General features: G+C 61.7%; 11 protein-coding genes. All 11 read right to left on the minus strand.

Features of this window, described 5'->3' with window-relative positions:
- Window positions 1–18: 18 nt before the first annotated feature.
- Window positions 19–795: an SDR family oxidoreductase gene (locus BSF44_RS11880; protein ID WP_095943669.1), complete on the minus strand. Its 777-nt coding sequence runs from the start codon at window positions 793–795 to the stop codon at window positions 19–21.
- Window positions 792–2,003: an O-succinylhomoserine sulfhydrylase gene (locus BSF44_RS11885; RefSeq protein ID WP_095943670.1), complete on the minus strand. Its 1,212-nt coding sequence runs from the start codon at window positions 2,001–2,003 to the stop codon at window positions 792–794. The genes BSF44_RS11880 and BSF44_RS11885 overlap by 4 nt, the downstream gene beginning before the upstream one ends.
- An 81-nt stretch (window positions 2,004–2,084) precedes the next feature.
- Window positions 2,085–3,590 carry an amidophosphoribosyltransferase gene (gene purF, locus BSF44_RS11890; RefSeq protein WP_095943671.1) on the minus strand — a complete coding sequence of 502 codons (1,506 nt, stop codon included), beginning with the start codon at window positions 3,588–3,590 and terminating at the stop codon, window positions 2,085–2,087.
- 41 nt (window positions 3,591–3,631) lie between these two features.
- Complete coding sequence (locus tag BSF44_RS11895; protein ID WP_056722189.1) at window positions 3,632–4,192, minus strand: CvpA family protein; 561 nt, start codon at window positions 4,190–4,192, stop codon at window positions 3,632–3,634.
- A 98-nt stretch (window positions 4,193–4,290) separates the two neighbouring features.
- Window positions 4,291–4,944, minus strand: a complete 654-nt coding sequence (locus BSF44_RS11900) for an SPOR domain-containing protein (protein ID WP_095943672.1) — start codon at window positions 4,942–4,944, stop codon at window positions 4,291–4,293.
- Complete coding sequence (gene folC, locus BSF44_RS11905) at window positions 4,928–6,235, minus strand: bifunctional tetrahydrofolate synthase/dihydrofolate synthase (RefSeq protein WP_095943673.1); 1,308 nt, start codon at window positions 6,233–6,235, stop codon at window positions 4,928–4,930. Before folC ends, BSF44_RS11900 begins: the two co-directional genes overlap by 17 nt.
- Complete coding sequence (gene accD / locus BSF44_RS11910) at window positions 6,232–7,152, minus strand: acetyl-CoA carboxylase, carboxyltransferase subunit beta (RefSeq protein ID WP_095943674.1); 921 nt, start codon at window positions 7,150–7,152, stop codon at window positions 6,232–6,234. Before accD ends, folC begins: the two co-directional genes overlap by 4 nt.
- A gap of 216 nt (window positions 7,153–7,368) precedes the next feature.
- Entirely contained in the window at window positions 7,369–7,995 is a 627-nt protein-coding gene (locus BSF44_RS11915) for a phosphoribosylanthranilate isomerase (protein ID WP_095943675.1), read from the minus strand.
- A 63-nt stretch (window positions 7,996–8,058) separates the two neighbouring features.
- Window positions 8,059–8,883 (minus strand): tRNA pseudouridine(38-40) synthase TruA, encoded by an 825-nt coding sequence (gene truA / locus BSF44_RS11920; protein ID WP_095943676.1) that lies wholly within the window; start codon window positions 8,881–8,883, stop codon window positions 8,059–8,061.
- A 299-nt stretch (window positions 8,884–9,182) separates the two neighbouring features.
- Window positions 9,183–11,792 (minus strand): FimV/HubP family polar landmark protein, encoded by a 2,610-nt coding sequence (locus tag BSF44_RS11925; RefSeq protein WP_095943677.1) that lies wholly within the window; start codon window positions 11,790–11,792, stop codon window positions 9,183–9,185.
- Between the two features lie 128 nt (window positions 11,793–11,920).
- Window positions 11,921–12,931: an aspartate-semialdehyde dehydrogenase gene (locus BSF44_RS11930; protein WP_095943678.1), complete on the minus strand. Its 1,011-nt coding sequence runs from the start codon at window positions 12,929–12,931 to the stop codon at window positions 11,921–11,923.
- Window positions 12,932–13,105: the final 174 nt, after the last annotated feature.

Below are 13,105 nucleotides of genomic sequence, written 5' to 3' on the forward strand. Positions count from 1 at the left end.
GACCGCACCCTGCCCCCATCACTCGCTGTAAATCATCTTTTTGGTCATGCCGCCATCGACCACGAATTCCTGGCCGGTGACAAACCCGGCATTCCTCGACAGCAGCCAGGCTACCATCGCCGCTACGTCCTCGACCGTCCCTACCCTGCCCGCCGGATGCTGGGCATGATCGGCTTCGGTCAAGGGCTCGGCACGCCGCACCGAGGGGTCGCGTGCATCGATCCAGCCCGGGCTGACGGCATTGACCCGGATCTCCGGACCCAGGCTGATGGCCAACGCATGGGTCAGGGCCAACAAACCGCCCTTGCTCGCCGCATAGGCCTCCGTGTCGGGTTCCGACTGCCCGGCGCGGGTCGAGGCCAAATTGACGATGGCACCGCTGTGAGCGCGCAGGTACGGCGCACAGTGTTTGGCCAGCAACATCGGCCCGCTGAGGTTCACCGCCAACACCCGATTCCAGTGGGCCAGATCAAGGCTTTCCAGGGTGATATTGTGCGGATCGGCAACCGCTGCGTTGCATACCAGCGCATCCAGTCGCCCGAACTGGCCGAGCACCTCGGCCACGCCAAGTGCGACTTGCCCTTCATTCGAGACATCCATGGCGATGAACCAGGCGTTGTCGCCCAGCACTTTCGCCACCTTCGAACCGCGCTCCCGGTCCAGGTCCGTCAGCACGACTTGCCAGCCTTCGCTGATCAGCCAGGCCGAGATCCCCAGGCCAATGCCCCGCGCAGCACCGGTCACCAGCGCTACGCGACCATTCGAGCCGGTGGTCGGCGCAGACAACTCGATCACAACGCAGCCAGACCGCGCGCCAGATCGGCTTGCAGGTCCGCCACGTCTTCCAGACCGACCGCAACGCGGATCAGGCTGTCACGAATGCCCGCCGCTTCACGCTCCTGAGGCGCCAGACGACCATGGGAGGTGGTGCTCGGGTGGGTAATGGTGGTCTTGCTGTCGCCCAGGTTGGCAGTGATCGAAATCAGACGCGTGGCATCGATAAAGCGCCAGGCGCCCTCTTTGCCGCCCTTGACCTCAAAACTGACGACCGCACCGAAGCCCTTCTGCTGGCGCAGCGCCAGTTCGTGCTGCGGATGGCTCTTGAGGCCGGCGTAATGGACTTTCTCGATGCCGTCCTGCTGCTCCAGCCACTCGGCCAGTTGCTGGGCGTTGGCGCAATGGGCCTTCATCCGCAGGTTGAGGGTTTCCAGGCCCTTGAGGAAGATCCAGGCGTTGAACGGGCTCAGGGTCGGCCCGGCGGTACGCAGGAAGCCGACCACCTCTTTCATCTGCTCGCTACGACCGGCGACCACGCCACCCATGCAACGGCCCTGGCCGTCGATGAACTTGGTGGCCGAGTGCACGACGATGTCCGCGCCCATTTTCAGCGGCTGCTGCAACGCCGGGGTGCAGAAGCAGTTGTCGACCACCAGCATCGCGCCTTTGGCGTGAGCGATTTTCGACAGCTCAGCGATGTCGACCAACTCGGCCAGCGGGTTGGACGGCGACTCGACAAACAGCAATTTGGTGTTGGCCTTGATTGCCGCATCCCAGCCGGACAAGTCCGCCAGGGCCACGTAATCGACTTCGATGCCGAAACGCTTGAAGTACTTTTCGAACAGGCTGATGGTCGAGCCGAATACGCTGCGCGACACCAGCACATGATCACCGGCGCTGCACAGGCTCATCACCACGGCCATGATCGCGGCCATGCCAGTGGCGGTGGCCACGGCCTGCTCGGCGCTTTCCAGCGCGGCGATGCGTTCTTCGAACGCGCGTACGGTCGGGTTGGTGTAGCGCGAATAAACGTTGCCCGGCACTTCGCCAGCGAAGCGCGCAGCGGCGTCGGCGGCGGTACGGAACACGTAGCTGGAGGTGAAGAACATCGGATCACCATGTTCGCCTTCCGGCGTACGGTGCTGACCGGCGCGTACGGCCAGGGTATCGAACGCTACACCTTCGAGGTCGCTGTCCAGCCGACCGGCATCCCATTCCTGACTCATGCTGTCACTCCTTGCCCTGCTCTTGATAGATGAAGTTCTTTTTGCCAGATACAAAACCGGCCCCTCAGGGCCGGTAGAAACTCAGTTGTTGTACAGATCGATGATCGCACTGACTGCCTGCGTCTTGACCTTGGAGGCATCGTTGCGTGCCTGCTCGATCTTGTTCAGGTAAGCCTCGTCGACGTCGCCGGTGACGTACTGGCCGTCGAACACCGCGCAATCGAACTTGTCGATCTTGATCTTGCCGCCACCGACCGCTTCGATCAAGTCAGGCAGGTCCTGATAGATCAGCCAGTCGGCGCCGATCAGGTCAGCCACGTCCTGGGTCGAACGGTTGTGGGCGATCAGCTCGTGAGCGCTCGGCATGTCGATGCCGTAGACGTTCGGGTAGCGAACCGCTGGCGCCGCGGAGCAGAAGTAGACGTTCTTGGCGCCGGCTTCGCGGGCCATCTGGATGATCTGCTTGCAAGTAGTGCCACGAACGATGGAGTCGTCCACCAGCATCACGTTCTTGCCACGGAATTCCAGTTCGATGGCGTTGAGCTTCTGGCGTACGGATTTTTTCCGCGCGGCCTGGCCTGGCATGATGAAAGTCCGGCCGATGTAGCGGTTCTTCACGAAGCCTTCGCGGAACTTCACGCCCAGATGGTTCGCCAGCTCCAGCGCCGCGGTGCGACTGGTATCCGGAATCGGGATGACCACGTCGATGTCGTGATCCGGACGCTCGCGCTGGATCTTCTCGGCCAGCTTCTCACCCATGCGCAGGCGGGCCTTGTAGACCGATACGCCGTCGATGATCGAGTCCGGACGCGCCAGGTAGACGTGCTCGAAGATGCACGGCGTCAGGGACGGGTTGGTCGCGCACTGACGGGTGTACAGCTTGCCCTCTTCAGTGATGTAGACCGCTTCGCCCGGTGCCAGGTCGCGAATCAGGGTGAAGCCCAGTACGTCCAGGGAAACGCTTTCCGAGGCAATCATGTACTCGACGCCTTCATCGGTGTGACGCTGGCCGAACACGATCGGGCGGATGCCGTGCGGGTCGCGGAAGCCGACGATGCCGTAGCCGGTGATCATCGCCACGACGGCGTAACCACCGACGCAACGGTTGTGCACGTCGGTGACCGCGGCGAAAACGTCTTCTTCGGTCGGCTGCAACTTGCCGCGCTGGGCCAGTTCGTGCGCGAACACGTTGAGCAGCACTTCCGAATCGGAACTGGTGTTGACGTGGCGCAGGTCAGATTCGTAAATCTCCTTGGCCAGTTGTTCAACGTTGGTCAGGTTACCGTTGTGCGCCAGGGTGATGCCGTAAGGCGAGTTGACGTAAAACGGTTGAGCTTCAGCCGACGTCGAGCTGCCCGCGGTTGGATAACGCACATGGCCAATGCCCATGTGACCGACCAGGCGCTGCATGTGACGCTGCTGGAACACGTCACGCACCAGGCCGTTGTCCTTGCGCAGGAATAACCGGCCATCATGGCTGGTCACGATACCGGCAGCGTCCTGGCCGCGGTGCTGGAGGACGGTTAGCGCGTCATACAGCGCCTGATTGACGTTCGACTTACCGACGATACCGACGATGCCACACATGCGACGCAACCCCTACTTAATGGATCTGAACTGAGCACTACTCACTGAGGCGTTTTGGCCGTCGGCAAGAGTTGCTCCTTGAACGGAATATCAGCGGGTACGCTGATTCCGCTGGCAAGCCACTGACTGCTCCACCCGAGGATCAGGTTTTTGGACCAGTCTGCGACCAATAGAAATTTTGGCACGAGCTGTGACTCTTTCCACCACCCGTCCTGCTGTACCGGCCCCAGGCTCAACAGCCCGACGGCGATAACGACCAGCAACCCGCCACGCGCGGCGCCGAAGGCCATGCCGAGGAATCGGTCGGTCCCGGAGAGCCCGGTGACGCGAACCAGTTCGCCGATAAGATAATTGATCATTGCGCCTACGATTAAAGTGGCGACAAACATGATGGCACAGCCCGTGATTATACGTGCCGATGGCGTTTGAATGTACCCGCCGAGGTACTCGGACAGTGAGCCACCGAACATCCAGGCTACGACTCCTGCGATGATCCAGGTCAACAGCGACAGAGCTTCTTTGACGAAGCCGCGGCTCAGACTGATCAATGCGGAGATGGCGACGATTGCTACGATCGCCCAGTCAACCCAGGTAAATGGCACAGTGCAGCCTACAGACGGATAAGGCGGCGCATTTTAGCAGAGCCCATGCTTATCGGTAAGCTGCGATTGTCAGTGCATTTCATATCGGGGCGATAGTTTTAGCCACGTTCCGGCTGAAAGCGCACCACAAACCCCTTGAGGTTCTGCTGGCGGTTCAGCAAGTCACGCAGCCGGTCGGCTTCAGCGCGTTCGATCAGCGGCCCGACAAACACCCGGTTTTTGCCGTCGGCGGTGCGGATGTAGGCGTTGTAGCCCTGGCTGCGCAGGGTTTTCTGAAGCTTTTCCGCGCTTTCACGGCTAGACAGGCTGGCCAGTTGCACCGACCAGCTGACAGACAAGCCATTGGCATCGACACGGCTTGGCGTGGTGTCCGGCTTGCCCGGTGCCGCAGTGATGGGCTGGGCAGGCGCTGTCGCAGGTTTGGCCGCCAAAGCCGGGACCGGCGCAGGTGCAGCCGGCTTGGCTGCCGGCGCTGGAGCCACCGGCGCAGTTGGCACCGCCGATTCCTGCTGGGCGATTTCGTCATCGCTCGGCACGGGTTCCTGAGGCAAGGCTTGCGGCTCAGGCACCACCACGGGCTCGACCTGCACCTGGGGCAACGCCGGCGCCTGTGGAGCCGCAGGCGCTTCGACCGTCACCTGGCGCTGTTCGTCCTGGCGGGAAAACAGCATCGGCAGAAAAATCACCGCCAGCGCGACCAACACCAGGGCGCCAACCATGCGCTGTTTGTATGCCTTATCCAGCAATGCCATTTGCCGCTTCCTCCGTGGAGCGCCGGGCCAGCCACTCAAGGGCCTCGGCGACACAATAAAATGATCCGAACAACAGGATTTCGTCGTCGTTCGTGGCCTGCGCGCACTGCCCTTCCAGGGCGGCCGCTACGCTGCCGTATGACGTGACCGACGCACCAAGACCTTGCAACGCATCGTGCAAATCCGCAACCGGACGCGCCCGAGGCGAGTCCAGCGGTGCGACAGCCCAGTGCTGGACACTAGCATTCAATTCGCCGACAACACCACCCAGGTCTTTGTCCGCCAGCAGCCCGAACACCGCCAGGCGCCTGCCGACCGGCGGGCGACTGGCCAGGCGACGAGCCAGATACTCCGCCGCATGGGGGTTGTGTCCCACATCCAGCAATAGATTCAAGCGCTTGCCTTGCCACTCGATCTCACGGCGATCCAGACGACCGACCACCTTCGTTGCCTGCAGCGCCTCGACAATCTGCGCATCCACCCAAGGCAAACCGAGCAGCTGGTACGCCTGCAACGCCAGCGCAGCGTTTTCCATCGGCAGATCGAGCAGCGGCAAGTCGCGCAGTTCAACCGCGCGCCCTTGCCCATCGACACCGCACCATTGCCAGTTGTGATCGGTCACACCGAGGTCGAAATCGCGTCCACGCAGGAAAAACGGGCAATTGAGCTCGCGCGCCTTATCCAGCAGAGGTTGTGGAGGATTCAGGTCGCCGCAGAGCGCAGGCGCGCCCTGACGGAAAATACCGGCCTTCTCGAAGGCCACGGACTCTCGGGTATCACCCAGGTAATCCGCATGATCGACACCAATACTGGTGACCAGCGCCATGTCGGCGTCCACCACGTTGACCGTGTCCAGCCGACCGCCCAGACCGACTTCCAGCACCACCGCATCGAGCCCGGAGCGCTGGAACAGCCAGAATGCCGCCAGGGTGCCCATTTCGAAGTAAGTCAGGGAAGTGTCGCCGCGCCCGGCCTCTACCGCGGCAAAGGCCTCGCACAACTCGGCATCCGTGGCTTCGACGCCATTGACCGTTACCCGCTCGTTGTAACGCAGCAGGTGCGGGGAGTTGTAGACCCCCACTTTCAAGCCCTGTGCCCGCAGCAGGGACGCCACGAACGCACAGGTGGAACCCTTGCCGTTGGTCCCGGTGACCGTGATCACCCGAGGCGCCGGCTTGCCCAGTCCCATGCGGGACGCTACCTGTTGCGACCGCTCCAGGCCCATGTCGATGACCGAAGGGTGCAACTGCTCAAGGTAGGCGAGCCATTCGCCAAGGGTTCGTTGGGTCATAGGTTGGCAGGTACCGGTGGAACCACGATCGGCTCGATGGGTGCAGCCACGAACTTCGGCGTCGGCAGGCCCATCATTTGCGCCAGCAGGTTGCCCAGGCGCGGACGCAGTTCCTGACGGTCGATGATCATGTCGATGGCACCGTGCTCCAGCAGGAACTCGCTGCGCTGGAAGCCTTCCGGCAGTTTTTCACGCACGGTCTGCTCGATCACACGTGGACCGGCAAAACCGATCAACGCCTTCGGCTCGCCGACAATCACATCGCCCAGCATCGCCAGACTGGCGGAAACGCCGCCGTAGACCGGATCGGTCAACACGGAAATGAACGGGATGCCTTCTTCACGCAGACGAGCCAGCACCGCGGAGGTCTTGGCCATTTGCATCAGGGAAATCAGCGCTTCCTGCATCCGCGCACCACCGGAAGCGGAGAAGCAGATCATCGGGCAACGTTTTTCCAGGGCGTAGTTGGCGGCGCGCACGAAACGCTCACCGACGATGGCGCCCATCGAACCACCCATGAAGGAAAACTCGAACGCCGAAACCACCACCGGCATCCCCAGCAAAGTACCGCTCATGGAAACCAGCGCGTCTTTTTCGCCGGTCTGCTTTTGGGCAGCGGTCAGGCGATCCTTGTACTTCTTGCCGTCGCGAAACTTCAGACGGTCGACCGGCTCCAGGTCCGCACCCAGTTCGGCACGGCCTTCAACATCGAGGAAGATGTCGATACGGGCGCGGGCGCCGATACGCATGTGATGGTTGCACTTGGGGCAAACGTCCAGGGTCTTTTCCAGCTCCGGACGATACAGCACAGCCTCGCAAGACGGGCATTTGTGCCAAAGACCTTCAGGCACCGAGCTCTTCTTGACCTCGGAACGCATGATCGAAGGGATCAGTTTGTCTACTAACCAGTTGCTCATGCTTTCTTTCTCCAGTACCGGCGGCCCGAACGCTCTGGTTCGCGGCCCCGTGTATGCCCTAGCGCTAAATTCATGTGTGCGAAGAGGGTCGAGGACTGCCACGGTCAGCGCGAAACATGACCTGCGTGCAACCAAAAACCCTCGGATCTGCCTGCTGTGTGCAGTGCATCCGCTTTGTACAGTGCAGTGGACGGCGGCAGTCTGCCAGCCGTCACATCAACAGGTGCTACCGCGTACCGCTTTGATAAATGCCCGGATCCTTGCGTGATCCTTGATGCCCTTGCTCGCCTCTACCCCACCGCTGACATCCACGGCATAAGGCCGGACGCGGGCAATCGCTTCGGCGACGTTATCCGGCGTCAGACCACCCGCCAGAATGATCGGCTTGCTCAAGCCTTGCGGTATCAGTGACCAGTCAAATGCCTCGCCGGTTCCTCCGGGAACGCCTTCGACATAGGTATCGAGCAAGATGCCGCTGGCACTGGCATAGGCATCACAGGCCGCGGCGATATCATCCCCCGCCTTGACCCGCAGCGCCTTGATGTACGGGCGGTGCCAACCCTCACAATCTTCTGCGCTTTCATCGCCGTGAAATTGCAGCAGGTCCAGGGGCACAGCGTCGAGGAGCTCACCCAACTCGCAACGGCTCGCATTGACGAACAGGCCCACGGTGGTCACGAACGGCGGCAGCGCCTTGATGATCGAGCGCGCCTGCTGGAACGTCACCGCACGGGGGCTTTTGGCGTAGAACACGAATCCGATGGCATCCGCCCCGGCCTCGACGGCCGCCAACGCATCCTCTATGCGGGTAATCCCACAGATCTTGCTGCGAACGGCTGACATGTCGACACAACTCCAAGACAAATCCGGGAAAGTCCCGGATGGTAACAAAAGCATTCGAGGGCGTCAGCCGCCAAGTTCCGAGAACCCGGTCAGGAAGTGTGGACCGATGTAACGCTCGGGCAATTGGAACTCGTCACGGTACTCGACCTGAACCAGATACAAACCGAATGGATGCGCGGTCACGCCACCGGTCCGTCGAATCCGACTCTCCAGCACCTCTTTCATCCACTCCACCGGACGCTCTCCGGCGCCAATGGTCATCAGCACGCCGGCAATATTGCGCACCATGTGATGCAGGAAGGCGCTGGCGCGGATATCCAGTACGATCATCTTGCCGTGACGGGTGACGCGCAGGTGATGCAGTTCCTTGATCGGCGACTTGGCCTGGCACTGGCCGGCACGAAAAGCGCTGAAATCATGGGTGCCGAGCAGGTATTGAGCGGCCTCGGCCATGCGCTCGACGTCCAGCGGACGGTGGTTCCAGGTCACTTCTTCGTTCAGGTGCGCCGGGCGGATCTGATCGTTGTAGATCACATAGCGATAACGCCGGGCAATGGCCTTGAAGCGCGCATGGAAGTGCGCCGGCATGACCTTGGCCCAACTGACACTGACGTCGTGGGGCAAATTGATGTTGGCACCCATGGTCCAGGCCTTCATCGAACGCTCGACCTGAGTGTCGAAATGCACCACCTGTCCGCAGGCATGCACCCCGGCGTCGGTACGCCCGGCGCACATCAGCGAAACGGGTGAGTCGGCGACTTTGGACAAGGCGTTTTCGAGGGTTTCCTGCACGGTGAGGACGCCGGAGGCCTGGCGCTGCCAGCCGCGGTAGCGCGAGCCTTTGTATTCGACGCCCAGCGCGATCCGGAAAAAGCCGTCGGCAGCCATTTCGGCGGCCGGGTTATCTATATTTGCCAAGGAGGGACAGCCTGATGATGTACCAAAGGCGGGCATTATAAGGCCGACTGGAGGGGATGCCAGTACAACTGAGGGCCTGGAGTGAATGTCAGGGCCTCTTCGCGAGCAGGCTCGCTCCCACAGGGGATGGGTGCAGAGCCCAATAATGCGGAAGACATTGATCCAATGTGGGAGCGAGCCTGCTCGCGAAAATCCCAGGGAACACGGGGACTCACTGCAAAAACGGCAGCCTCTATGGGCTGCCGCTTTTCTTACAACCTACCGATCACTCAAGCCAGGCGCGACAGCATTTCCTCGGCTTCACCCTTCTGCTCGGCATTGCCTTCGCTTACGACCTCTTTGAGGATGTCACGAGCACCGTCGCTGTCGCCCATGTCGATATAGGCCTGAGCCAGATCGAGCTTGGTAGCGGCCTCGTCAGTGCCCGAAAGGAAGTCGAAGTCATCATCGTCGCCCAGTGCGGCATCTGCTTCGGTGAAGGTCGGTTCGCCAATGCTGCTGGACAGGCTCTCCAGTTCAGCATTGACATCATCCAGCTCTGCCGCGAACGCATCCGGTGCGTCCAGCTCATCGGCCAGCGACAGATCGAAATCGGCCGGCAATTCCAGGTCATCCAGCGCGACCTCAGGAACAGACGGTGTTTCGGCAACCGGAAAATCCTTCACGCCCTCATCCAGGTCCAGCAGGAAGTCGTCTTCAGCCAGCATCGCCGGCGACGGTTGCGCACCGAGATCCAGGTCAAGGTCAAGGTCGAAGTCCGACAGATCGTCGAGGTTTTCCTTGATGTCAGTCTGCTGCTGCAACACCGACTCAAAACTCAGGTCGTCGTCCAGCGGGAACTCTTCCAGGTCTGCCAGCCCCGCTACTTCGGGCTCCGGTGCAGGTGCAGGTGCAGGCGCCACAGGTGTAATCGAGTCCAGATCATCCAGGCTCAGGTCGAAGGCGCTGTCGAGGTCATCCTCGAACGGCGCAGGCGCAAGCTCTGGTTCTGGCGCTGGTGCTTGCGGCTCATCGAGCAACAGGTCCTTGACGTATTGCGCGTCCAGCTCGGCGGCAACGGCGGCTGCGGCGATACCACCGGCAGCGACCAGCGCCATGGCCGGGAAGCGGCTTTTGAGCTTTTCAACCTGGGCGAAGTTGTCGCCATTGGCCACCAACTGACGCTCCTGGCCGACGAATGCATCGCGGTCGCCTTGCTGGCCGTAGACTTCCATCAGTTTCAAGCGCAAGTCGCTGCGCTTGGGCTCTTGCTTGACGCCGTCCTCCAGCAATGCGGCAGCCTGGTTCAGGCGACCGGCATCGATGTGCGACTGAGCCTGGCCCAGCACGTCGTCGGAACGCTCGGCAGCGGGTGCCACCAATGGCGCGGCGATCGGCGTGGTCATCACCACCGGAGCAACTACCGGCGCTGGCGCGGGAGCAGGCGTCGGGGCTGTCGCCAGTTTCACGCTCGGCGGCGGAACTTCCAGGCCATCGAAGCTACTTTCCGGCAAGTCGAAATCGGCCGAGAACGGCTGTTCTTCGGCCAGGGCACGGGCCATGCGCAGATGTTTTTCGGCTTCTTGCCGGGCTTTGCGGCGACGCGCCAGCAACAGCAGCAGGAGCAGCAGAATCACCGCACCGCCACCGACCAGGCCCAGCAACACCGGATTGGTCAGCAATTCATTGAATTTCTGATCGTCGGATGCGGCCGGTGTCGCCTCAACAGGTTTTTCGGCGGGTGTCGGAGTTGCCCCGGGCGCTGGCGCAGTGTCAGCCGGAGCAGGCGTTGCCCCCGGGTTGGCAACCAGTTCGGCCGACATTGCCGGCGCTGTCGCGGCCGCAGCGCCCTCGGTTTGCAACTTGGCCAACTGGTTGTTCTTCAACTCGATCAGGCGCTGCAGCTTGTCCACCTGGCTTTGCAGGTCGGCCATGCGGCTTTTCAGTTCGGCGTTATCACGACGGCTGGTGTCGAGGCTTTCCTGAGTCACCGCCAGCTTGTTGCTGAGGGCCTTGGCATCTCCGGCAGCTCCTTTGCCTGGGTTCTTACCGGATTCGGCCGACACCAGGCTCAGCTTGTCGGTGGCCGCTTGCGCCGGCGCGCCATCAGTACGCGCGCGATGGGTAGCGTCGAGCTGTTGCTGCCCTGCCCCGGGTTTGGCCACATAACGGCGACCCTGGCGCCAGGCCTTGTTCTGTGCGGCCACTTCGGCAATCGCCTTGGCTTGCGGCAGGTCCGTGCTCTGCGCCTGGCCCGGCAGGCGCAGCACCTGGCCGGTTTTCAGGCGGTTGATGTTGCCGTCGATAAAGGCATCCGGGTTCAGCGCCTGGATGGCCAGCATGGTTTGCTGGATCGAACCACCATTACGCGCCTTCGCGGCGATTTCCCACAGGGTATCGCGCGCCGTGGTGGTGTATTGGGACGGTTTGGTCGCACCGGTGACGGGCGCGGCAACCGTTGACGCCGGTTGTGCGGCCGCTTCAGCGGTTTGCGGCGAGAATTTGGACGGATCGAGCAGCACACTGTAGTCGCGCAGCAAACGGCCGTTCGGCCACATGACCTGAACCAGGAATTTCACCATGGGTTCGGAAAGCGGCTTGCTGGAGGTCACGCGCAGGATGCTTTTGCCGCCGGCGTTGAGCACAGGGGTGAAGGTCAAGTCATTGAGAAACGCCTGGCGGTCGACACCGGCCTTGGCGAAATCTTCCGGCGAAGCCAGGCTCGGCACTACTTCGGCGGCGGTGAGTTCCTTGACATCGAGCAGCTCGATTTCCGCTACCAGCGGCTGGTTGAGCGTCGATTTCAGGGTCAACTCCCCGAGCCCGAGGGCATGCGCCATACCGGAGGACAGCGCCGAGGCGGCCGCTATTGCTAACACCAGTTTGCGAACTTGAACCATTAGCTCATCCTTAGTTTGAACATTCCTCGGCCAGCGAGAAGGTATTGACAGTCGCTGCCGTAAGGCATTACGCGCAACGGCGAGGGTCGTCGCGCGGAATTATTCGACAAATAGTTGCAAAGTATCTTTTACAGCAGGTCTTTTATCAACAACTCGGCCAGCTGCACAGCGTTGAGCGCCGCGCCTTTGCGTACGTTATCTGACGTCAGCCACAGATTAAGTTCCGACGGGTCGTCGATACCCTGGCGAACCCGACCCACGTAGACCACATCCTGCCCTACCGCATCGCCCACCGGGGTCGGGTAATCGCCGGCTTCCACCAGCTCGATGCCGGGCGCGTCTTCCAGGGCCGCATTGATTTTCCCCAGGTCGATCTCACTCGCGGACTGCAGGGTCACGCTATAGCTATCGCCAAAAAACACCGGGGCTTGAATGCAAGTGACGGAAATCTTCAATGAAGGCCGCGCCATGACCTGGCGCAGCTCACGCACCAGGCGTTTTTCCAGCAGCGTATGACCTTGCTCATCCGGTTTGCCGACCTGGGCCAACAGGTTGAAGGCCATCTGCCGATCAAAGAATTTCGGCTCCAGCGGCCGCACATTCAGCAGCTCGGCGGTCTGCCGGGCGAGCTCGCTCACGGCTTCGCGCCCCTGGGCCGATACCGCGAGGCTGGCGGTCAGGCTGATGCGCTGCAAATCGAGCAAATCCATCAGCGGCGCGAGTACCACCGCCAGCGTGGTGGCTGATGGGCTTGGACTGCTGACCTGAAAGGGTTTTTTCAAGCCGGCCAACACTTGGGCGTTGGCCTCAGGCACGACCTGTGGCGCCTTTTCGGCCGGCAGGGCACCGGAGAGATCGATCACCGAGCAACCGGCGTCTGTCGCCCGGGAAGCAAAACTCAACGAGACCGCCGGGCCTGCGGCAAAGAATGCCAACTGCACCTTGCTGAAGTCGAACTCATCGACCTCTCGCACCCGCACGTTCTTGCCGCGAAACGGCACCGAACTGCCGGCCGATTCGCTGCTGGCCAGCAGGTGAAGGGTGCCGATCGGGAAATCGCGCTCTTCGAGAATCTGCACGAGTGTTTCGCCGACAGTACCGGTGGCGCCGATCACGGCAATATCAATGGACTGGCTCATGGTTTGACCTCTGGCGAAACGGGGGGAGCGGCACTTTACCGGGTGGGTGACATGCAGGCAATTCTGTGGTGCCTGACCTGGCCCCTTCGCGAGCAGGCTCGCTCCCACAGGGGTTGATGGTGTACACAAATTTCCTATTCAACTGCAACTCTCTGTGGGAGCGAGCCTGCTCGC

Source organism: Pseudomonas sp. ACN8 (assembly GCF_002303925.1).
GTDB lineage: Bacteria > Pseudomonadota > Gammaproteobacteria > Pseudomonadales > Pseudomonadaceae > Aquipseudomonas.